Here is a 22,224-nt window from a genome sequence, read left to right on the forward strand (position 1 = left end):
GGACTTTTCATGCCTACTCTCCGAGCTTTTCTAGCTCCACTCGGTTTACTGTGTTTTAGCTCATTGTTAGTCGCCTGTACCACGGCGAACGAACCGACACCCGCGCAGGCACCCGTTCCAAGCACGCCAGTGGCTCCGGCCGCTGAAGTCGCGCCCACAATTCCCGCTGAACTCAAAGAAGAGTTTATCCAAGCTCAAGTAAAACAAGGATTTACTCGTGCAGAAGTGCTCGCTTTTCTCGACAAGACAAAATACAACCAAGGGGTTATCGATGCGATGACCCGTCCATGGGAAGCAAAACCTTGGCATGTGTATTATCCCATCTTCTTAACCGAGAAACGCCTCGACGCTGGTCTCGCCTTTTGGAAAAAACACGAGAAAACCATCGCAAAAGCCGCGGCCAAGTACAAAGTTGACCCACAGATTATTGTCGCCATTATCGGTATTGAAACCTTCTACGGCCAATACACGGGCAATTATCCTGTGATTGATGCCCTCTATACCTTAGGTTTTCACTATCCGCCGCGCGCCACCTTTTTCCGTAAGGAATTTGGCGAGTTGATGAAGTTAGTGAAAGAAGAACATTTAGATATAGATACCCTCAAGGGCTCCTACGCAGGCGCTATGGGTTATGGCCAGTTTATCCCATCAAGTTACCGCCATTACGCGGTTGATTTCGATGGCAGCGGCAACCGCGATTTATTACAAAGTCCTGAGGATGCCATCGGCAGTGTGGCCAATTATTTCCACGAACACGGTTGGCAAGCCAATGCGCCGGTCGCTTTACCGTTAGTGAATAACAGCAAAACTGCACCCAAAGCGAAAGTGTGGGCAGGTAAAAAGCTGGACTATAAAGTTGCAGATATTTTAACGCCGACCTTAGCCTTAGCCGATGCGCGGGACTTAGATGTTTCGCAAAAAGCCTTACTGATTGAGCTTGAACAAGCGGATCACAGTGATTACTGGCTTGGCTTAAATAACTTTTATGTGATCACTCGTTATAATCGTAGCCCTTTGTATTCAATGGCCGTTTATCAATTTAGCCAACAATTAAAAGAACAGCATGCCTCTAAAAAATAATATTTTACAGCTTGCCGCCTTGGTTATGTGCTTCGCCCTTGCGGCGTGTTCTTCAAGCCCAAACAACGCCAGCAAGAAAAACATGGACCCGAACAAGGGCCGTTATTCGCTCAAGAATGACAAGCTGCCGCTGAATCCACCGAATGTGGATAATGTGCCGAACGCGACGCCTAAGTACGAGCCTTATAGCCGCCGTGGCAACAAGCCTTATACGGTTTACGGTGAGTCTTATACTGTGATGAACACAGGCCAAGGCTTTAGTGAAACCGGCCGCGCCTCTTGGTATGGAGAGAAATTCCATGGCTACGAGACCTCTAATGGCGAGCCCTATGACATGTATTCCATGTCGGGCGCCCATAAGACACTGCCACTGCCGAGTTACGCTCGGATCACTAACTTAGATAACAATAAGCAAGTGATCATTCGCATCAACGACCGCGGACCATTCCACTCAGATCGTATTCTCGATGTCTCCTATGCCGCCGCCTATAAACTCGGTATGCTCGGCAAAGGCACAGCACGGATCAAACTGGATGTGGTTTATATTGGCAGTGTTGCGGCCACTAATTCGGCCGTAGCCAGCGCTCAAGATACGGGCAATCATTACATTCAGTTAGTGGCCTCCAAAGATAAAGCCAAACTCAATGCCATGGCGAAGAATCTTGAACAGAAATATCAGGTCAAGACCCGTGTACAAGCGGCAAACAATATGTTTAGACTACAGCTCGGCCCCATAGGTCAGCCTGAGTTAGCCGACAAGCTACTCAATAACGTCAAGCAAAATGGGTTTCCTGAGGGCTATATCGTCCATGAATAATGACCGTTTGCTCTGAACAGAATTGATTTAAAAATAGAGATGAAGGAACCTTCACTAAAACTCACTGTCCGAAAGTGGTACACTGTTGAAGATGTTCTCGAATCCTTTCCATTTAATACAACTAAAAGACGTGCCAAGTTAATGATGAATTTTGTAAAAAGTCCCATTAAAACATTGCTGCTAATTTCCAGTGTCTCTCTCCCCGTTTATGCTGCGCAGCCTATTATTACACCTGATGCACCTTCAGTAGCCGCCAAAGCGTTCGTATTGATGGATTATAATTCGGGCCAGATTATCGCTGAAAGTAACGCTTACGAAAGCCTTAACCCAGCCAGTCTAACTAAGATGATGACCAGTTACGTGATCGGTCAAGAAATCAAAGCGGGCAATGTCTCCGTTGATGATGATGTGACTATCAGTAAAAATGCTTGGTCTAAAAACTTCTCTGACTCTTCTAAGATGTTCATTGAAGTCGGCACTACGGTTAAAGTAGGCGATCTAAACCGCGGTATCATTATTCAATCGGGTAACGATGCATGTGTGGCCATGGCCGAACACATAGCTGGTACTGAAGGCGCCTTCGTTGACATGATGAATTCATGGGCCAAACAACTGGGAATGCGTGATAGCTACTTCGAAAACTCCCACGGTTTGGATGCAGAAAATCACAAATCTACCGCCTATGATATGGCATTACTGGGCGCCGCGTTAATTCGCGACGTACCAGAAGAATACCGCGTCTACAGCGAGAAATTCTATACATTCAATGGTATCAAACAATACAACCGTAATGGTTTATTGTGGGATAACAGCATGAACGTGGACGGTATCAAAACCGGTCACACCTCAGGTGCGGGCTACAACTTAGTGGCATCGGCAACCAAAGACGGCATGCGTTTAATTTCAGTGGTGATGGGCACTCAAAGTGAATCTGCCCGTAAAGCTGAAAGTAAGAAATTACTGACCTATGGCTTCCGTTTCTTCGAAACCGTAACACCATACAAGGCGGGTGATAGCTTTATCACTCAGCAAATTTGGTACGGTGACAAGAGCACGGTTGATTTAGGCGTGGCAACTGACACACCTATCACCATCAGCCGTGGCCGTGGTAAAGACTTGAAAGCTAACTTCGAGCTGACTAAACCATTAGATGCACCTTTAAAGAAAGGTGAAACTGTTGGCCGTCTATTCTTCCAACTTGATGGTAAAGACATCGCCCAGTTCCCACTGGTGACGTTGCAAGAAGTCAACGAAGGCAGCTGGTTTAGTAAATTAGTAGATTACTTTAAGCAGATGTTTTCTGGATGGTTTAGCTAAGCTAAGTCACATAAATAAAGCCACCTTCGGGTGGCTTTATTTTTTTGGGGAGTGCATCGCCCTTGAATCGGGTATAATCGTCACCATATATATCCCAATATAGCCGCTAAGAGTACTGAGTATGTTAGACACTAAATTTGATGAACTGATGGATTTCCCCTGCGCATTTCCTTTTAAGGTCGTCGGTGAAGCCCATGAAACGTTAACTGACAAAGTTGTGGCTGTGGTACAGAAACATGCACCAGGTGATTACTCACCGTCGACCAAAACGTCGAGCAAAGGCAGCTATCACTCCATCACGATTCGCGTGACAGTGACCAGTAAAGACCATATCGAGATTTTGTACACTGAACTTGCCGCCATCGAAGGTGTACGCCGCGTACTATAAATATTCCTCAAGGCCATGAAATGTGATCTGTCTTACATTTATGGCCAATAAGCGTATAATAGCCCACTCATTTCTAAGGGGAGAGGTTGCCCTTGCAAGACACGACTTTGCACATTCGACATCTTGGAAAACAAGATTACGAATCAGTGTGGCATGCGATGCAGCATTACACTGATACGCGCGACAGCGAAAGCCATGATGAACTGTGGATTGTCGAGCATCCGCCCGTGTTTACCCAAGGCCAAGCCGGCAAAAGCGAGCATATTTTAAATGCTGGCGATATTCCGGTTATCCAAGTGGACCGCGGCGGTCAAGTCACTTACCACGGCCCAGGCCAACTAGTGGTATATCCTCTTCTCGATATAAAACGTAGTAAAGTCGGCGTACGTCAACTCGTCACCCATATAGAGCAAAGCATTGTCGATATGCTCGCCAAGTACGGCATTAACGCTTATGCCAAGGCCGATGCGCCGGGCGTATATGTGGATGAACGCAAAATCGCCTCCCTAGGATTACGCATTCGTAAAGGCTGTTCATTCCATGGATTAGCCCTCAATGTCGACATGGATCTGGCGCCATTTCGCCGCATCAACCCTTGTGGTTATGCCGGTCTTGAAATGGTGCAATGCAAAGCGCTTGGCGGACCACAAACCGTGATTGAAGCAGGCGAGCAACTCACCATTACTTTTAGCCAATTACTGGGCTATCAACACCTAGTTCATCATCAAGGATTAGCAGCGTCATGAATAGGCCTGAACGTTTACAACCCGGAGTAAAATTAAGAGATGCCGATAAAGTGTCTCGTATTCCGGTCAAAATCGTCCCCTCAGAGCGCGACACTATGTTGCGTAAACCCGATTGGTTACGGGTTAAACTGCCGGCATCGAATCAACGCATTTTAGAGATCAAGCAAGCGCTGCGTAAAAATGGCCTGCACTCGGTCTGTGAAGAGGCATCTTGCCCTAACCTCGCGGAATGCTTTAACCACGGCACTGCGACCTTTATGATTTTGGGTGCGATTTGTACACGTCGTTGCCCATTCTGCGACGTTGCCCATGGTCGTCCGCTTAAGCCTGACGCCGAAGAGCCGGTTAAATTGGCGCAAACAATCCGCGATATGAAGCTGAAATACGTGGTCATTACCTCGGTAGATCGTGACGATTTACGTGATGGTGGCGCGCAGCATTTTGCCGATTGTATCCGCGAAATTCGTAAACTGAATCCAGACATCAAGATCGAAACCTTAGTGCCTGATTTCCGTGGTCGTATCGATGCCGCCTTAGATATTTTGTCGACTGAGCCGCCTGATGTGTTCAACCACAACTTAGAAACGGCGCCAATGCATTATCGTAAAGCGCGCCCAGGTGCGAATTACCAATGGTCGCTCGATCTGCTCAAACGCTTTAAAGAACGTCATCCCAATGTGCCCACTAAATCTGGCCTGATGATGGGACTGGGTGAGACCAACGAAGAAATCGCTCAAGTATTACGTGACTTGCGCGCCCACAACGTTGAAATGCTGACTTTAGGCCAGTATCTACAACCGTCTAAGTTCCACTTGCCGGTTGAACGTTATGTGCCACCAGCAGAGTTTGACGAGCTTAAAGCCTTAGCCGATGAGTTAGGTTTTACCCATGCAGCCTGTGGCCCATTAGTGCGCTCAAGCTACCATGCAGACTTGCAGGCCCAAGGTAAAGAAGTGAAATAATCTTCTTGCTCAGATGCAGATAGCCTTGATGCAAACTTCAGATGATGCTGAGTTTAAGTGAGATAGAGTTCAGGGTTATCCAAATAAAAAAACAGCGCTTAAGCGCTGTTTTTTTATGGCTGTGTTTTGTGATAGCGACTTATCACAATCGTTCGCGTTGCTATCGTTTTACGACATGAATGCTAATGCTCAGCTTATTCTTGGGTTATCGCTAAATCCATCAAGATAGCGTCTTCTTTACCGCCTGCTATTGGGTAGTAACCTTTGCGGCGTCCTGATTCAATAAAGCCAGCCTTTTGATATAAAGCACGGGCGGCATGATTGGATTCTCGCACTTCTAGCATAAGCACCACGGCGGCCGATGCCTTGGCCGAAGCCACCACAGCATTCAGTAATAACTTGCCGTAGCCTTTACCCTGCTGGCTTGGTAATAGGCAAATATCCAATAAAGTCACTTCATCAACAATTTGCTGCACTATTGCAAAGCCTAAAAGGCCATCAACCGAATCCGGATCTGAAGCAAGATCTGAAACCGCGTTAGTATTAGCATCTAATCCTGCACTCAGCTTTAAACCTAAAACACGATACAAATGCCCGAAACAATCGGCAAGGTTCCCCTCACTCATGGGGTGGCTATGGGCCAAGGATTCAAGCTGCGCCATTTGAGGAACATAGGTTGGTGTCAGCGCGACCAGTTCCACAGGCAAACCTAAGGTGAGTTGTGTGGCAAGCAGCGCTGCGAATGAGCTATCGACTGAAGGGGGGTTCAAAGCATCTATTCCAAAATATTCGTTATTAAACTGTTCTGTGTTCGGGAGACTTATTTAAGACTGACTTCAATATGCTTTATCAGATATGAGCTATGACTTAACCACAGCTTGGCCGCTAACTTGCTCGCGCCATTGGTAAATCTGCTGCCAGAGCGCGCTTTTAGCCTGCCAACCCACTAATAAATCGGCTAAGGGTTCAGACACTAACCATGCGGTGCGTGGCCTGACTTTATGGCGGCGCAAATCCCAGACAATTTGTTTACCCGTATGGGGCTCACAATCAAAATCACATTCTTCGCGTTTGACGTCGATAAGCTTGAGCACAGCGTCGATAAGCGGTTCAGCCTCGGGTAACTCACCGTGTTCATCCCAAATCACTAAATAAGGTTTCACCTTAGTGTCGCGCACTCGCCAAGTTGTCACATTCATGGCGGTTAAATAGGCTGATTTATTCATTAGGGTCAGTTTTATTCAATTCAAGTATCGACTCACAATATGCCGCTAGGATAGCAGTTCTGCCTAGGCATTGTTACTGCCACGCGGCTAATGGAGCTGATATCAAGCCGATTAATGGCAGCACCATTACGGCGTTTAACGCAGGAATGTTCAATCGGATTTATAGATGTATAAAATCTAATTTACTCATTTTACATTTAATATCAGAAGATTAGACTGAACGCACTCAGTAAGACAATAGCAGGAGAACGCCATGATAAACATAGGTATCAATCAAGCCAACAGAGAAGAAATCGCCGCTGGCCTCAACCAACTCTTGGCCGACAGCTACAGCCTGTATCTTAAAACCCACAGCTTTCACTGGAACGTTACCGGCCCCATGTTCACTAGCCTGCATTTGCTATTTGAACAGCAGTATACCGAGCTTGCCCTTGCGGTTGACCTTATCGCAGAGCGGGTGCGTGCATTAGGCGCCAGAGCGCTAGGGTCCTATTCGGCCTATGCCGCGCTGACCGAGATTAAAGAAGATCAGGGCGTCACCAAAGCCGAAACCATGATCCGCGAACTGTTAAACGATCAAGAGTTAGTGATCCGTAACGCCAGAGCCCTATATCCACTGGTGAATCAAGCCAATGACGAAGCGACTGCGGATCTGCTTACCCAACGTATCCAGCTGCATGAGAAAAATGCCTGGATGCTACGCAGCTTATTAACGGAATAATTCGCTAGCAGTATTATTGCGCTAGCCAAAACAAAAAAGTCGCCAAGCGGTTACGCTTGGCGACTTTTCCTTTAAAGCGATATCACTCAAGTTTAGAAGTGCTTAGATTTAGAGGCACTTAAATTAGAGGCACTTAAATTTAGAGGTACTTAATCCAAGCCTGAGTACTGTGTTTTTTATACTCGCTAAATCGCTTAACGGGATAATACAGCGCGATGACTAACACGCCCGCGATGAACCAAATCCATCCCATACTATTCACCCCAAATAACTCACCGTGGTTAGCGCCAAAGGTGAATTTTGCTAAGCTATAAAGCAGTAACAACACGTACAAATGTAGGATATAGAAGAACATAGGGACTGAGCCAAACACAGATAACCCATGGCCGACTCGCGCTAATCTCCCCTCTACTTTCCCACTTGATGCAAAATACCGCTCAAAGGCCACTAAGCAAAAGAACATGCCGCCTAAGGTCACCAGTAAAAAGCTTAATGATGGCGGATACTTAGTTAAATTAAATACCGACATCAAGGTGTCAACAAAATGCACTCCCGCCTGCCAAGGCAAGGTTTCGCCATAGATGTTAAACCCGCGTAGCAATGCAAAAAGTACCCAACAGCTTATCCCTAACTTCAGCAGTGTTTGCTGGCGCTGCGATGCTTCAAGCAAGTTGTTATTCGATTTATTGCTGAAAATGGGCCCAGCGACATAGCCTAGTAATATCACGCCCATCCAAGGCAGCGCGGGATAACTCACTTTGATCTTTAATGCCCCTTCACTGACAAGATATCCACGGTCGTGCAATATGGTCCACAGACCGTAAGCCCAATCATTGGGTTGAAAATGAATTGGCGTCAACAGATTATGACCAAAGACAATCGCGAAACCTAAAAGGGCCATCCAAGGTCTAGGCAGATTTATCAGCGCCGCCAGCGTTAACATGCTCAGGCCGATCACCCAAATGACCTGCAGCCAAAGCGTATGGTAGTTGCCCATCCAAGAGATATTAATCACTAAGATTTCGAGCGCGATTAAAAATAAGCCACGTTTAATCAAAAACGCCCGCGCTGAACGCGGCTGTCCATGACTGCGATTGGCATAAAGCCATGCAGAAACCCCTGTTAAAAACACAAACACTGGCGCACAAAAATGCGCGGCAAAACGGCTTAGAAACAGTCCCCAAGAGGTCGAACTCAAATCCATGGGATCGCTCACCTGCATATGCAGGAAAAACCGTTCCCGCACATGGTCGAGCAGCATGATAAGCATCACCAGGCCGCGCATCATATCGATACTATTGATACGGCTACGGCCAATAGAACGACTCAGTCCTTGCTCGGCAAAACCTGACGGTAACTCAGGACGAGTGTTTATATTCGAGCAGATATTAGAACTGATATTAGAACGGCTAATGTTAGAACTCATAGCTGACACTCACTTTAATGCTACGTGGCTCACCGGGTACCGCCCAAAGTGCCGAATAACTGCTGGCGATATAGTGCTCATCTAATAAGTTGTCCAGATTGACACCAAGGATAAAGTTGTCGCTCAAGTGCGTATTCATAAACACTCCAAGCAACTGATACGACGGTAATTGGAAACTCGGCTCGGCAGAATCACCAAGACGAGAATCCACATAACGCCAACTCATGCCTAAATGTCCATCGATAGAAAACGCATTCAGATCACGCTTCAGCATCACACTCGCAGTATGTTTTGGCACATTCACCAGTGGACTTCCCGCAGGAATAAGCACGCCCCAGTCGGGATTCAAGCTGTCGTTGGCAGTGCGAGTATTCAAATAGGCGTAGGATAATTTGGCCTGTAAATTCTCCGTCAGCTCGGCAACTAAATCGAGTTCAACACCACTGCTTTTTGCTTTACCTAAAGTGGCAGAAAATCCGACATTGAGCGGATCTGAGGTCAAAATATTGCTCTTTTGTGCATCAAACACCGCCAAGCTGCCACTGACTGCGATGCCATTATCAGCTAAGCCATTAAACCAATTGCCATTAAACTTCATCCCTAGCTCAACTGACTTGCTCTCTTCGGCTTCGAAGGGCTGACCTGCAAAGTCGGTTCCAGAAAGGGGTAAAAAGCCTTCAGAATAAGAACTATAGAAACTTAAGGCATCGGACCATAAATACACCAGACCCACTTTAGGGCTAACCCTACTATCGGTTTGCTCTGATAACGTATTTTTCGCAACTTCACTGATATCTTGCTGATAACTATCGAACCTTAACCCAAGATGCAGCTTCCACTTTTCAGTGAGATCCATTTGATCTTGCAGGTATGTGCCCCACGCCTTTTGGGTTTCGTTATTCTCATACAACAAACTCACCTCAGGCTGAGGCCCACCATATTGAGGCTCATAAATATCAATGGCATATTCGCCCTTTTGGCCGCGATAGCGATACAACCCCGTCTTTAAACTGTAGTGATAGGCATCGGCGCCGAGCAGCAAATTGTGGCGAATGAACCCCGTATCCACATGGCCACTTAACTCTAGACGCAGTGAATTATCCTCGGAGGCATAATCTCGGTATCTGTGCTGCCGGGTGAGCGTGCGACCATCATCAAATAGTGATTGCCGACCCTTTGCCAACTCGGCATCGGACGAATAGCCCTTCAAGCTAGAATCGCGATAGTTATAGCCCGCGGTGAGTGACCAATCATCATTTAATTCATAGTCATAGGTCAGCTGGTGCCCAGTGGCATTGACCACAGTTGCGCCATCATTAGGCTCACCTAAATAACGCGAGCGTGGCACAGTATTGATATCGTTGTTGAGCACAATAATGCCGCGATCGAATAACTGTTCCTGCTTGAGGTATTCCATTTCATAGAGTAGCGAGGCTTTATCGGAAATCTGCCAACGCACTGACGGCGTGACGATTTTTTTATCGCTGAACACATGATCGCGAAAACTATCGTGTTCCTGCCACGCGCCGTTAATTCGAAATGCCACATTGTCGGTCAAGCCGGAAGTCACATCTCCCTCTAATCGATATTGATCGAAACTCCCTGCCGATGCCTTTAAATAACCACTGGTTTGATACTGAGGTTTCTTAGTCACAATATTGACTGTACCGCCGGGCTCTGAGCGACCATAAAGCGCCGAACCAGGGCCTTTTAAGATCTCCACGTAGGCCACATTCGATAAATCTCTATGACCACTAAAACCTCGACCACCATTAAAGCCATTGATTAAATAGCCCGATGGCATGTTTTCATTACCCGGAAAGCCGCGCAGAGAAAAGCTATCCCATAAACCGCCGCCATTGTTTTGCCGCGCCACACTGGCGGAATAATCCAGTACATCTTGAAACCGCGTCAGCCCCGCATCTTTTATCAATTGCTCATCTAACACACTTATCGCTTGCGGAAGTTCAGTTGCAGACACATTGCCACGGTAAGCTTGGCGATAGTGGATACTTAAACGCTCAATGTCAGTCTCTAAAATAGCATTACCAGATTGAGCATCCTCCGCAGCCAACAGCATTGAAATAGGATTGAGCACAAACAAGGCGCCCAGCAACAGCGCAGCGCGCTTGGGAATATAAAAAGAGGTCATTTTCACTCCGAAAATAAACAGCATCGGCGCCTTAGCTAAGCCAAGGCGCTCAAAGTTAATTAAGATAAATTGAATAAACAGTAACTTATGCTGTTAAGGGCGGAGCACGACTATTGAAGAAACGACTAAAAGGTCGCTTAAAGGAAATGGCTTGGAACTCAACCGAGATATAACTCTGCTGAGCCAATTGAAAATGAAAGGGCGTACTGGTTATCGCATGTTGCAACTGGTGCTGATGTAAGCACAGCGAACAATGGGACTTAGGGTCTTCATTGGCATGGGAAATACTGTGAACAGCAATGGTCACAGACAATAGCACCAACATGGCGGCAAGCCATATCGCTAGGGTGCGTCTTGTTTGCATCACACTATTCAAACCATACTTCCTCAAATAATTTGGCAGGCGATTGTATGTTAAGCACAACTAAAGTTGCAAACCGATTTACCTAAGCCACAGGGCTTAAATGTTACAAGAGGTATACGACAGTTTTGTGAGAAACAGTATTTGTGAGAAAAGGCGATAACCGCGAATGAATAGAGAGGGCGCTGAATATATTGAGGCTAAATGGCAGACAAAATAAAACGGCTCGCATATTTCTATGCAAGCCGTTGTTTTATTTGGCAGGGGTGGCAGGACTCGAACCCGCAACCATCGGTTTTGGAGTCCAGACGTAAACAATCGAATATCAAGCCTTTATCGTGTTACTTAGAAAAAGACACTGAGTGAAAAATAAAATAACCCTATGATTTAATTAATTTAAAAATTTACTTTTCTAACAAGTTTATTCACTATTTTGACTAAATAACGCATTTATCTAGTGAATCATTAACTGGTGTAGGTCAACGACTTACAGCCAGCGGCTCCTTTATATAGCCCTTTAATACATCATCAATAATGATGTTAAGGGATGTTATTCCGGCCCCTGTGATATACCAAGCCTCAGGATCTACAAAAATGATGTTTCCCGTCTTCCAAGCATTCGTCTCACGCAAGAGAGGGTTATCTATGGACTGTTTATCCAATACAGGGCTTCGCTCCATGACTGCGGTTCTGTCTACCACGTAAATGATGTCAGGATTGTTTTCAAGAATGAACTCGCTTGACACGGGTTGGCCATGCAATCCCATCTGCTCTGATAAGCTAGCGGGTTTAACCCCTAGCCCACTGTAAATGAACCCATACCGAGAACGAATACCTAAGAATCGAAAAGCACCATTATTATGCAACACCACGAGTGCTTTCTCAGGCCTATCCTGAATAACCATTCTGGCGGCTTGGATCTTACTTTCCAGTTCATCCACTTTATGTTTTGCCAAGGTTTGCTTATCAAATACTTTCCCCAGCACCAACAAGTGTTGTTTGACTATATCAAAGTAATCGCTGTTGCTGTCTTGATAATCAATATCCAAATGAATGGTCGGAGCCAAATTCGAAAGTGCCTGATAATGATTTGCCTGAATAGATGACATCAACACGAGATCGGGTTTAAGTGCATAAATACGTTCCATATTGGGCTGAACTATGGCGCCTAAATCAACGATATCATTGTTGTTGCTATAGTCCTGCAGGTAGTAAGGAACAAAATCCTTTGGCATGCCGATAACGGGAATATCTAGCTGTTCGAGATAATCGACTTCATTCATATCGAGGGCTGCAACGCGTACAGGGCGTTTTGTAATAACTGTAGTGCCCAACTTATGGGTTATTTCAACAGGTGTAAAACTTGACTCGCTAGTATCAGACGTTGCAAGAATCGTCTGCTGTACTGGCTCGCTTTTATTGTCGCAGGCCAGCAAAAAAGCCGAGCTAAATAACAGAATCGCCATCACTTTAGTACCGCTTTTACATTTCGACGTCACTTGTATTCTCCTTGTAAGTTGAAGTTGAAATAGTTACAAACTGTTCCTTGGCTCGTTTTCAGCACTTCAAGATCCAGTTCGTACAGTGCTTTTAATCTTTGTGCTGTAACAACCTCCTCAACGGGTCCTTCGCAATGCACAACGCCTTGCTTCATGCCAACAATATAGTCGGAGTAATTAGCCGCAAAATTGATATCGTGAACCACTAACACTACCGTTCGTTTGTAATCGTCACACAGATGGCGAAGCGCCCGCATTATGCTAACGGCATGTTTCATATCCAGATTATTGAGTGGTTCATCTAACAATAAATAATCTGTTTGCTGTGCAATCGCCATTGCCAGAAAGGCCATTTGGCGTTGTCCGCCGCTAAGCTCATCGATAAATGCATTAGCTAATGACTGTAAGGCTAAAAACGACAGAGCTTCATCAATGGCACAATGATCTGCCTTTGTGAGTGTGCCTCGACTATAGGGAAAGCGACCAAATGCCACTAACTCCCTGACCGTCAGGCGTAAATTGAGGCTGTTAAACTGACGCATAGTTGCCACTTGCTTGGCGTAATCCTTCAGGGGAATGTTGTGGATAGCAGTACCTTTGAGTAATACCTCGCCCTGCTGGATATTCAGTAACCGACCAATCGACATCAATAAGGTACTTTTGCCAGCGCCGTTGGGGCCAATGAGTGATGTAATCTGATGTTCGGGAAATTGCGTGGTAACATTTTTAAGCACAGGTTTCGCGCCATAAGAATGATGTAAGTTATTGACGGTAATCACACTGCGCTCCGAGGTTTAAGAATTAATACAAAGAAATAGGCACCACAAAATAAGTTAATTAACAGCCCAACACTGGTTTGATAATTAAACAGGTGCTCAACAAGTATTTGTGCGATAAGAAAAACTGAGATAGCAACGGCGCATCCTGTTATCAAGGTAAATGAGTGCGACGGATGCCTTGCGAGTGTATAGGCCATATTCGCTACAAATATCCCCATAAAGGCCGTAGGCCCTACTAAGCTGGTTGATATTGCGACCAATACCGCGATAAGGCCTAATAACAGGCGGACCACTTTTTGATAATCAATACCGAGAGAAATTGCCTGCTCTCGTCCCATCAATAATACATCGAGCACAGCTCGCGATCTCCAAGCGACAATACACACGGCACCGACAAGCACTAAAGAAATAAGTATTTGCTCTGGTTGAGCGCGGTTGAACGACGCTAGACTATAGCTCTGGAAAATTGAAAATTCACCAGGACTGATAGAATATTGGATTAACTGAGTAAAACTGCCTAACACCACAGTGAGTACTAAGCCAACAAGCAGTAGGAAGAACACATCATGTCGATCTCCGCTAAATAGCCAACGATGAATCGCCATTGAGTAAAGCAACATCACTACGACTGAAACAAAGAAATTGCTGTTAGCGGTGATCAAAATACTGCTGCCCGTCCCTAAGATAAGGATCAGCAGTGCCTGCAAAATCAAGTAAACCCCTTCATACCCCATGATAGATGGCGTTAAAATGCGATTTCCAGCTAAGGTCTGAAACAGTATCGAGGAAAACGCAATACAGACACCACCAAGGCAAATTGTACCCAAACGCACCAATCGATTAGGTATGACATAGTCAAAATCAAAACCTGAGCCCATCAATAAAAATGTGACTGCTAATATTACAAGCAGCCCCCAGCTCAAAAAATGCCATGCACTGTTTTTCATTTGATTTTCCAAACGATAACTAAAAAGATGAGCCCACCTAAACAGCTTGCCGTTAGACCTATAGGAATTTCAAACGGATATAAAATAAGCCGACCTAGTAGGTCACAGATAATCAATAGCGTTGCGCCAGCAAAGGCGATAATAGGCAAAGTGCGTTTTAAATTATCGCCGTAACGCATAGCGACAAGGTTAGGAATAATTAAACCAATAAATGGAATACTCCCGACTGTGATAACTGTGGTGGCTATGGTTAGGGAAACCAGTACTAACCCTAAGATAACTAGACTGAAATAACTCAGTCCTAGTGTGGTAGCCAAGCCTTCGCCCATTCCTACAATGGTAAAGCGCTGTGCATAAAGGTAGGTCAGCATGACTATGGGAAGGATCAGATAGATGATTTCGTAGTTACCTTGCACGATTTTTGAAAAATCACCCAGCATCCATCCCTGCATACTCTGCATCATATTGTTTTGATAGGCATAGAGTTCCGCTATCGCACTGAGTACACTGCCAAACATAATCCCAATAATTGGAATGAGCACCGGACTCTTATACCGAATACCACGAATAATCAGAATAAAGGCTAAGCTCGCAAGCAGGCAAAAAACCAAAGCGCCTAACATTCTGGCGGTGACACCCATACTTGGAGCATGAATGATTGAAATTAATATGCCTAGTTTGGCGGCATCAAGCCCGCCACAAGTAGCAGGTTCAACAAACTTGTTTTGCACAATCTGCTGCAAAATCACACCACAGACAGCGAGCCCTGCGCCTGAGCAAATCAAGGCAAAGAGCCGCGGCAGACGACTTGCAGATAACACCAACCAGACATCATCCGAGAACGTCAGCATCTGCGTCACAGAGGCATACTTTGCACCTAGCAGCAGTGAGGCGAAACAAAGCACAAAAAAGCACGTCAGTGCATAAACTACCTTCACAAACTGATACTTCCTATACGCAATAAATCTTGTACTAATCTGCAGCCGCTATGAAATGTTCATATCGATGCACTATGTTTGAACCTTATCGGATCCCCCTGCCTTTTGAGCATGGGTAACGGCAATACCCGCTAACACTAAGTCACGTTTTCGCTCCCACCATTTGCGGGCACCGACCTTCATGATGTCTACCATCGCATTTATCTGCTCAGCTTTATCAGGGAGCTTGGTGGCTTCATCTTCCCAAATTGCGATAATTCGCTCTTTACGCGTTCGGCCATCGGCTTCTGGTTTAGTGGTTGACCACCATCCCAAAAAACACTCCCCCACCATGTCAACTAAGATATCAACGGCAAGCACTGCCTCATCGAGGGAAAAGCCTTTTTGTTGTAGCTTTTCGACCGACTCAGCAAAAGAACGTATACCCGATGACGGGGTAACACTGGCCTGATGAATAGATTCAGCGAGGCCAGGATGACGCTCATAGAGTGTCCAAATGGCATCGGTCAATATGATCAATTCACTCCGCCAATCGGTGGCTGCTGGCGCTCGCCAGTCCAGCTCATTAATTGCAAGCTCAGCGGCAATGGAGATAACGTCATTTCGACCTGCTACGTGATGGTAGAGGGAAGAATGATCGACCTTTAAATGCGCAGCTATAGCTGGGATAGTCGCTTGATCAACCCCAATCTCCAACGCAGCTCTGGCGATAGCCTCACGGGAAATACGGCTAGGTCTGCCTCGCTGGCGTTTTTGAGTCGGTTGATCCGGTACTTGTGTCATATCGATAAGGTTTCCAAGGCAAAAATGCCATTCTAACCGCTCTTGCTACCCGCTGCATGGCAATACCCAATACAGCGGGTAGAAGCTAGCCGCTAAAACTTCGCCCTAACGCCCACGCCTATTTCTCGTGGTTCAAGTAAATATGCATCCACGCCTCCGGTACTTCTGTCAGCCATTTTTGCCACAGGAGCACGTTCATCCAGTAAATTGCGTGCATAAACAAAGGCTTCAAAATATTGGTTGATTTGATAGGAAGAATTCAGGTTTACCGTTGTGTAAGACCCCACTCTTAACTCAGGCTCATTGGTATCCGTTGAAAAGTATCCATCCGTATGACGCACATCACCGCTCACTTTAAAGGCGTCTGTGATCGCATAGTCAAACCCAAGATTGAACATATATCCTGGCGCTTTACTAAACTCGTTGCCGACAAACTCCTCGCCACGGTAGTCATTAAATTCACTTATCTCAGTTTCAAGTAAACCCAGCCCACCATATAAGCTAAAACTATCGGCAACTTTAAAGTTCCAATCTAATTCAATCCCATAGCTTTGCGCTTCATCAGCATTAATAATGACAGAACCAAAGGGTCGTCCATCTAGGTAGTCAGTAACTGAACGTTGTGAATCATTAAAGCGGGTGTAAAAGAGATTGCTATTTATGATCAAGCGTTGTTCAAGCAGATCGATACGGGTAAAAAGTTCATAGTTCCATGCTGACTCGGCATCGAATGTATAATATTCGCCACCGCGGAAGTTAATGCCTGTACCACCAGGAATATTGCCTTCACTGATCATAGCGCCGATTAGGACGTTATCAGTCAGATCATAGGACAGGGCAACCTTAGGTAATAAAGCCGTAAACGTCTCTTCATATTGATGGCGCACTCCTGGGATGTAGCTGGCAATACCATCGTGGCTAATTTCATCAGACTGATAACGAAGTGCGCTGGTGAATGCCCACTTGGGTGAGAAGCGCCATATGACTTCACCGTAGGGGGCAAAACTGGTATGTCTCAAGTCAGCGTCGGCATTACCAAATACGTTGTTCAACTTGTTATTCGTTTTATCATCCCAGTAGAAGATACCGGCAACCCCACTAAACTCTGAACTCTTGTCACCAAAATTCAGCCTTATATCATTCGAAAAGTTTTCATTATCTCGTTTTGCGATCCCTTGATAAGGTGCGGCGAAGTGATAATCAAACTGTCCTTCTGAATACTGCAGTTGGTTATGCAACTTCATCCCATTGTCGAACACATATTCAAGATCAAAAATCCCGACATGATTACTGACTTCTTGATTGTCCTGAAAAATTGAACGATTTTCTAAGTCATCATAGGGTTCTGATACCACCTCATTTCTGGGACGTTTAGCCTCAGTGGAGGAATAAGTGAGCATGGCGGAAAAGTTGCTGTATTTTTCGGGTTCCCATAGCAACTTCGCCCGTAGATTTTGGTTTTTAAACTCAAAATCCAAATCATGGGCTGTAAAATCTGGGTTAACGTAATCAACAAAGGTATCTCTAGCGCTGTAATCTGCGCTAATTCTTGCGGCAAAGTCATTACTTAGCGCACCGGACGCCATGACCGAAAAGCGCTTCTTATTCCGACTGCCATAAAGTGCTTGCGCTGCAAATTCTGGCGTATAAGTGGGGTTATGGGTATGGATAACTACAGCGCCAGCGATACTATTGGCTCCTTGACTGGTCGTTTGCGGACCACGGTAGACTTCAATAGACGACACATCCCACACGCCTGCGGCGCCTAAATCCAGTTCTGCGGGGCTCAGATATTTACCATCGACACTGATAGTTGCACCGGGCACAGGCTTAGATAAATAGGCATTACCTGCTGCTACAGGCCCTTTAGTATCCGTACCGCGGATAATGGGCGCATCGGTATTTCCGGCATAAATTAAGTTTGGTGTACCGCCGAGAATTTCTGAAATCGTTGATTGGTCCGCATTTTTCCTCAACTGTTCTTCAGTGATGACCGTTACTGAACTCGCAGTTTCTTTCAACGTTCGCTCGATTTTCTGACCGTAAACTGTGATGACTTCAATATTTCCCGCTGCATCTTGTTGCTTGGATTGCTTATCTGGAGCAGTTCCACTGTCAGCAATAGTTGAGCCTGAAATAGCGCTAAGCCCCAGCGCAAGAGAACCGATAACCCACTTTGATTGTGGGTAAAACTTACCAAATCGGGGCATGTTTAATAACTCCTTATACGAAAGATTTGTTGCCAATGAGAATAGTTATCAATTATATTATCGCCGTTCAAAACATTTATCAACACCATGTTGATAAATAAAAATGACCGCTTAATATGGTCGCCATCTCAAGATGGTTCAATTTTTATGAAACAAGGAATTTGGCTCGTGGATGTTCATTTGCCCATAAAATCTGGCACTCAGACTATTTTTTACTCCGCAATATCAAGACTTCATTACTTAATTTGGCTTGTGCTAAGCACGCATTCCAGACAGAAGCCCGGCCTGATCCACTTCGATTTTTTAGGTGAACATTAAAATGCAGTTACTTTTCAGTCCCCATTCAAAACTAGCTTTGGCCTTACGTCCGATGATTCCCGCACTCACTATCGGAACATTACTAGCGGCTGGTACCGGCGTGATGGCACTAAGCGCACTCTGGTGCGTAATACAGCTTATTGCTGGGTATCATTCATTTTGGTTAGCGGGTGCGCTCATATTTTGGATATTGTCGGCACTGCTTTCTGGTAGCGCCTCTTGGATTAATCACAATGCTGAGGCGCAATTTTCTGGAAGATTAAAGCGTGATGTTGCAGCGCATCTTGTTAGGCTGCCACCAAGTACTTTGGCAAAATATAAGGGCGAAAAGTTAAAGCGATTAATGGTCGATGACATAGCGTCATTGCATCATATGATCGCGCATTTACCCTCAGAATTAGCGACCTTTATCATTGTCCCTGCCATTACTATCGGTTTGCTGATCTTAAGCACGGGCCTAGTATCATTACTTGCCCTTATCCCAGGCCTCGTCGCCGCGCTTTTCTATTTGGTGGTAGTCCCAAGGCTTGCTGCAAAACAGGGTGAAGCACGAGTTAATGTGATGGGAAATATCACAGCTGCAGTGGATGATTACTCGCGTGGTGCACCAGTATTTAGAATTTATGGCGATCAAACTGGCGCAATAGCCGACTACCAAAAGGCAACTAAGCATTTTATTGAGGAGATCATTGAGCGGGTAAGCAAGGTATCCACTTCAGTCGCAGTGGCCACATCACTACTACAGGCTGTTTGCACTTTTGCGATTGTCTATGCCATCGGGTATGAATGGCCCCCAGAAAAGCTTGCTGCAGCCTTGTTCTTCAGTCTGGCCATTGTCACGCCAGCCCTAAAGCTCGGGCATGGGCTTGATTATCTTGCCACGGGCCGCGCTGCAGCTAAGCGACTAACAGATTTTCTTGAGCAGTCGAGAGTCCCTGTTGGTAGCGGTAATATTGAGCTTAATACACCTATGCCGCTCACTCTCACCGATGTCGTGCCTTCACTGTCTACAAGCAGTAAAACAGTGCCCATTAACTATCAATTTAGATCTGGCAGAATCACGGCAGTGACAGGGATCAGTGGTGTTGGCAAATCCACATTACTGCGCTTATTAGCTGGCATGGAGCCACTACATGCCGGAGATATTCGACTCGCTGGTATTGCACTCAATAAGTTGGATGAAGCCTCAATTAATCGCGCGATCATGTTATTACCGCAAAGTGCGGGACTACTGGCAACCTCCATCGCCGGCAATCTCGCGCTCACCGCACCTGATGCCACGGATGAAGATTACTTAGTGGCATTACACTGCACACAATTGGATAAATCCTTAACTACTCATGCAAGCACCTTGTCTGGTGGCGAAATACAACGGGTTAATCTTGCCCGTGTGTTTCTTACTCCCGCTCGCGTGATATTGCTTGATGAACCCACATCGGCCCTAGACAGCGAAACGGCATTTAACGTGTTCAAAGCGCTAAGCCATCACGCAAAAACAAACCACAAAACGATCGTGATGATTACCCATGACTTAACGCTTTCTGAGCTGGCGGATGACAAGCTCGCACTAAAGCATCACAGGGAAGGAGAAGGCCAATGATAAATCGTCCCCAAGATTACGCCGCCATAAAACACTTAATACCTGTTGCCTGCGGTTGGGCTGTGGCGGCCATATTGGAAGCGGCATGCTACATTCAACTGGCTTTAGCCATTATTGAGCAGCAATCACCACAAATAGTGCTATTCATTGCCGCGATAACCATACTCACCACAATACTGGCTTCGCGTTCTGGTTTTTGGGCTGGCGCAAGGCTAGCTAATGCGCTCTACAGTGCCCTAGGCGCGACTATGCAACAAGCTAAGCTCTCTTGGTTTACAGCCAGTGTCAGGACACTACTCATAGAAACCGTCTCTCGGAGTATTCCTGGCTTTATGAGTATTCCGGCACATCAATTTCAGGTCTTTATTCATGCACCGCTTATTCCGCTCTGCATTACTTTCGGCATCGGATTGATCGGTGGCATACCACTGGTAATGATGTTGGCTAGCTTGTTGCTCATATCATTTGTGATTCAGAGTATGGCGCAACGGGCCCTTGCCCGCGCAGATATGGACCGAAACAACGCTGAACTGGCAACGAATCAATCCACTCTTGAACTTATAGATCACGTAGAATTACTCCGTACAGCAGCGGGATACAATCGTGCGACCGAGCGTTTAGAGCAAAACTGGCAGGCGCAAGAAATCGCACTGGGTCGAACTAATCGCGCCGCCGCTATAGCAACATTACTGTCGGCTATCGCCAGCTTTTTACCTATTGCCGGCATGGCTCTCTATCTCGTGTTATCAGGCGTAAACAATACGACAATGCTGCTCGCTGTCTTGATGTTGACCATGCGCGCATCAGCGCCACTTGAGACTCTCGCCGTGGCGGCAATAGGCATTAATGATCAGTTAGCGGCTATTAAACACTATCGACAAGCGACTAATGCGCCAACGCTCAAAGAGCCAAGCCAAGCGCAACAAAAGACACCGCACAATCATACAATCGAACTGAATAACGTAACATTTCCCCCTGCGGTGCAAAATATCAATGCCATTATCGAACCAGGTGAACGCGTACTGATTTGTGGCCCTAGCGGTTCTGGAAAAACAACCCTACTTAAGCTATTAATGCGCTTTGATGATCCCACCCTAGGCCTGATCAATTTGGGCAAGGTACCACTCACGTCAATCCCTGCTGCTGAACTTGCCCGCTTTTTCGCCTATGTGCCGCAGGATCCACTCATCTTTACAGGCACCATTGCCAGTAATATTCGCATTGGTAACCCTGATACCGACGATCAAGCCGTAGATAAAGCGGCACGCCAAGTGGCACTGGATGAAGTATTAGACAGATCAGAACTGGGCATATACCAAGAAGTCGGCTTACAAGGTGCGGGGTTATCGGGAGGGGAACGCCAAAGGCTTGCCTTAGCACGCGCGCTTATCAAAAATGCATCGATTCTGATAATGGATGAGGCCACCTCGGCATTGGATGAAGAGACGGAAAAGCGCGTTGCCAAAGCTATTTGCGAACAAAGCTGCACACTGGTTGTCGTTTCGCACCGAAACCAATCAGTTTGGCAGCCAACTCACATTATAGAATTTGCTCAATCGCTTGCCTTAAAGTAAGAATTGCTTGTGCATTAGAAATTCTGAATTAAAGATGTACAACCTATTATTTTTCTTTACCCAAGCTTCTAATGAAGAATGTATTACAGCCGAGATGACGAAAGTCATTTCGGTACTGCACTAGCTGAAAGTACAAAATATCATGAGCATCGTAATAGAACTAACCAAGAGTTCATCGCATATCTCACTCTGATATCGGCCTCATTCAACAAAGATCAAAGGATCACAAAATCGATCTGTTGAAGTTGGTATATCCGAGCACACCTATTTTTTGAACTACTGAAAAAATTAGAATAATAAGCAAATAAAATCAATGCTATAGATAGCGTTCAAAATTATGAACGCCCCCTAAAAGCCCGTTAATAAAACAACAACCAAGC

General features: G+C 45.8%; 20 protein-coding genes. 9 read left to right on the top strand and 11 right to left on the bottom strand.

Features of this window, described 5'->3' with window-relative positions; all coding sequences use genetic code 11:
- The first annotated feature begins 9 nt into the window (after positions 1–9).
- The 6 genes from mltB (at position 10) to lipA (ending at position 5,310) form a co-directional block, all read left to right on the top strand.
- Complete coding sequence (gene mltB / locus Q4Q49_RS13655; protein ID WP_259541039.1) at positions 10–1,080, top strand: lytic murein transglycosylase B; 1,071 nt, start codon at positions 10–12, stop codon at positions 1,078–1,080.
- The gene (locus Q4Q49_RS13660; RefSeq protein ID WP_311999591.1) at positions 1,064–1,897 is read left to right on the top strand and encodes a septal ring lytic transglycosylase RlpA family protein; all 834 of its coding nucleotides are present in this window, start codon (positions 1,064–1,066) and stop codon (positions 1,895–1,897) included. Before mltB ends, Q4Q49_RS13660 begins: the two co-directional genes overlap by 17 nt.
- Positions 1,898–2,038: 141 nt before the next feature.
- Positions 2,039–3,214 carry a serine hydrolase gene (locus Q4Q49_RS13665; protein WP_300481192.1) on the top strand — a complete coding sequence of 392 codons (1,176 nt, stop codon included), beginning with the start codon at positions 2,039–2,041 and terminating at the stop codon, positions 3,212–3,214.
- Between the two features lie 121 nt (positions 3,215–3,335).
- Complete coding sequence (gene ybeD / locus Q4Q49_RS13670; protein ID WP_006082758.1) at positions 3,336–3,602, top strand: DUF493 family protein YbeD; 267 nt, start codon at positions 3,336–3,338, stop codon at positions 3,600–3,602.
- Between the two features lie 92 nt (positions 3,603–3,694).
- On the top strand, positions 3,695–4,348 hold the full coding sequence (lipB, locus tag Q4Q49_RS13675) for a lipoyl(octanoyl) transferase LipB (RefSeq protein ID WP_063883405.1): 654 nt from the start codon (positions 3,695–3,697) through the stop codon (positions 4,346–4,348).
- Positions 4,345–5,310, top strand: coding sequence for a lipoyl synthase (lipA, locus tag Q4Q49_RS13680; protein WP_006082760.1), 966 nt, complete (start codon positions 4,345–4,347; stop codon positions 5,308–5,310). The genes lipB and lipA overlap by 4 nt, the downstream gene beginning before the upstream one ends.
- A 194-nt stretch (positions 5,311–5,504) precedes the next feature.
- On the opposite strand, the gene rimI is transcribed toward lipA, so the two are convergent.
- Both rimI and Q4Q49_RS13690 read right to left on the bottom strand, forming a co-directional pair.
- Positions 5,505–6,080: a ribosomal protein S18-alanine N-acetyltransferase gene (gene rimI, locus Q4Q49_RS13685; protein WP_311999592.1), complete on the bottom strand. Its 576-nt coding sequence runs from the start codon at positions 6,078–6,080 to the stop codon at positions 5,505–5,507.
- A gap of 90 nt (positions 6,081–6,170) precedes the next feature.
- Positions 6,171–6,536 (bottom strand): hypothetical protein, encoded by a 366-nt coding sequence (locus tag Q4Q49_RS13690; RefSeq protein WP_107948770.1) that lies wholly within the window; start codon positions 6,534–6,536, stop codon positions 6,171–6,173.
- 253 nt (positions 6,537–6,789) lie between these two features.
- Between Q4Q49_RS13690 and dpsA the strand changes: the two genes are divergently transcribed.
- Entirely contained in the window at positions 6,790–7,257 is a 468-nt protein-coding gene (gene dpsA, locus Q4Q49_RS13695) for a DNA starvation/stationary phase protection protein DpsA (protein ID WP_006086968.1), read from the top strand.
- A gap of 139 nt (positions 7,258–7,396) precedes the next feature.
- Here the strand turns inward: dpsA and Q4Q49_RS13700 are convergent, their stop codons facing one another.
- From Q4Q49_RS13700 to Q4Q49_RS13740, 9 genes are all read right to left on the bottom strand, one after another.
- The gene (locus Q4Q49_RS13700) at positions 7,397–8,683 is read right to left on the bottom strand and encodes a heparan-alpha-glucosaminide N-acetyltransferase domain-containing protein (RefSeq protein ID WP_311999593.1); all 1,287 of its coding nucleotides are present in this window, start codon (positions 8,681–8,683) and stop codon (positions 7,397–7,399) included.
- Complete coding sequence (locus tag Q4Q49_RS13705; protein ID WP_311999594.1) at positions 8,673–10,835, bottom strand: TonB-dependent siderophore receptor; 2,163 nt, start codon at positions 10,833–10,835, stop codon at positions 8,673–8,675. Before Q4Q49_RS13705 ends, Q4Q49_RS13700 begins: the two co-directional genes overlap by 11 nt.
- A gap of 85 nt (positions 10,836–10,920) precedes the next feature.
- Complete coding sequence (locus tag Q4Q49_RS13710) at positions 10,921–11,211, bottom strand: hypothetical protein (protein ID WP_006086971.1); 291 nt, start codon at positions 11,209–11,211, stop codon at positions 10,921–10,923.
- Positions 11,212–11,675: 464 nt separating this feature from the next.
- Positions 11,676–12,695 carry a siderophore ABC transporter substrate-binding protein gene (locus tag Q4Q49_RS13715; RefSeq protein WP_311999595.1) on the bottom strand — a complete coding sequence of 340 codons (1,020 nt, stop codon included), beginning with the start codon at positions 12,693–12,695 and terminating at the stop codon, positions 11,676–11,678.
- Positions 12,692–13,474 (bottom strand): ATP-binding cassette domain-containing protein, encoded by a 783-nt coding sequence (locus Q4Q49_RS13720; RefSeq protein ID WP_311999596.1) that lies wholly within the window; start codon positions 13,472–13,474, stop codon positions 12,692–12,694. The genes Q4Q49_RS13715 and Q4Q49_RS13720 overlap by 4 nt, the downstream gene beginning before the upstream one ends.
- Positions 13,471–14,421: an iron chelate uptake ABC transporter family permease subunit gene (locus tag Q4Q49_RS13725; RefSeq protein ID WP_311999598.1), complete on the bottom strand. Its 951-nt coding sequence runs from the start codon at positions 14,419–14,421 to the stop codon at positions 13,471–13,473. Before Q4Q49_RS13725 ends, Q4Q49_RS13720 begins: the two co-directional genes overlap by 4 nt.
- Positions 14,418–15,359, bottom strand: coding sequence for an ABC transporter permease (locus Q4Q49_RS13730; protein WP_063883358.1), 942 nt, complete (start codon positions 15,357–15,359; stop codon positions 14,418–14,420). Before Q4Q49_RS13730 ends, Q4Q49_RS13725 begins: the two co-directional genes overlap by 4 nt.
- Before the next feature lie 72 nt (positions 15,360–15,431).
- Positions 15,432–16,142, bottom strand: coding sequence for a TetR/AcrR family transcriptional regulator (locus tag Q4Q49_RS13735; RefSeq protein WP_063883357.1), 711 nt, complete (start codon positions 16,140–16,142; stop codon positions 15,432–15,434).
- A 92-nt stretch (positions 16,143–16,234) separates the two neighbouring features.
- Positions 16,235–18,352 carry a TonB-dependent receptor domain-containing protein gene (locus Q4Q49_RS13740; protein ID WP_311999599.1) on the bottom strand — a complete coding sequence of 706 codons (2,118 nt, stop codon included), beginning with the start codon at positions 18,350–18,352 and terminating at the stop codon, positions 16,235–16,237.
- Positions 18,353–18,671: 319 nt separating this feature from the next.
- Here Q4Q49_RS13740 and Q4Q49_RS13745 point away from each other — a divergent pair, with 319 nt between their 5' ends.
- Together Q4Q49_RS13745 and Q4Q49_RS13750 are read left to right on the top strand one after the other, a co-directional pair.
- Positions 18,672–20,270, top strand: a complete 1,599-nt coding sequence (locus tag Q4Q49_RS13745) for an ABC transporter ATP-binding protein (protein ID WP_311999600.1) — start codon at positions 18,672–18,674, stop codon at positions 20,268–20,270.
- Entirely contained in the window at positions 20,267–21,844 is a 1,578-nt protein-coding gene (locus Q4Q49_RS13750; protein WP_311999601.1) for an ABC transporter ATP-binding protein, read from the top strand. The genes Q4Q49_RS13745 and Q4Q49_RS13750 overlap by 4 nt, the downstream gene beginning before the upstream one ends.
- Positions 21,845–22,224: the final 380 nt, after the last annotated feature.

It is taken from the genome of Shewanella sp. SP1S1-7 (assembly GCF_031932105.1).
Lineage (GTDB): Bacteria > Pseudomonadota > Gammaproteobacteria > Enterobacterales > Shewanellaceae > Shewanella > Shewanella baltica.

Coding starts and splice junctions, on each gene's coding strand:
- Q4Q49_RS13700 (WP_311999593.1), bottom strand. CDS start 8,683: ATGAGTTCTAACATTAGCCGTTCTAATATCAGTTCTAATATCTGCTCG.
- lipA (WP_006082760.1), top strand. CDS start 4,345: ATGAATAGGCCTGAACGTTTACAACCCGGAGTAAAATTAAGAGATGCC.
- Q4Q49_RS13740 (WP_311999599.1), bottom strand. CDS start 18,352: ATGCCCCGATTTGGTAAGTTTTACCCACAATCAAAGTGGGTTATCGGT.
- Q4Q49_RS13725 (WP_311999598.1), bottom strand. CDS start 14,421: ATGAAAAACAGTGCATGGCATTTTTTGAGCTGGGGGCTGCTTGTAATA.
- Q4Q49_RS13660 (WP_311999591.1), top strand. CDS start 1,064: ATGCCTCTAAAAAATAATATTTTACAGCTTGCCGCCTTGGTTATGTGC.
- Q4Q49_RS13750 (WP_311999601.1), top strand. CDS start 20,267: ATGATAAATCGTCCCCAAGATTACGCCGCCATAAAACACTTAATACCT.
- Q4Q49_RS13665 (WP_300481192.1), top strand. CDS start 2,039: ATGATGAATTTTGTAAAAAGTCCCATTAAAACATTGCTGCTAATTTCC.
- Q4Q49_RS13705 (WP_311999594.1), bottom strand. CDS start 10,835: ATGACCTCTTTTTATATTCCCAAGCGCGCTGCGCTGTTGCTGGGCGCC.
- Q4Q49_RS13745 (WP_311999600.1), top strand. CDS start 18,672: ATGCAGTTACTTTTCAGTCCCCATTCAAAACTAGCTTTGGCCTTACGT.
- Q4Q49_RS13735 (WP_063883357.1), bottom strand. CDS start 16,142: ATGACACAAGTACCGGATCAACCGACTCAAAAACGCCAGCGAGGCAGA.
- mltB (WP_259541039.1), top strand. CDS start 10: ATGCCTACTCTCCGAGCTTTTCTAGCTCCACTCGGTTTACTGTGTTTT.
- dpsA (WP_006086968.1), top strand. CDS start 6,790: ATGATAAACATAGGTATCAATCAAGCCAACAGAGAAGAAATCGCCGCT.
- ybeD (WP_006082758.1), top strand. CDS start 3,336: ATGTTAGACACTAAATTTGATGAACTGATGGATTTCCCCTGCGCATTT.
- Q4Q49_RS13690 (WP_107948770.1), bottom strand. CDS start 6,536: ATGAATAAATCAGCCTATTTAACCGCCATGAATGTGACAACTTGGCGA.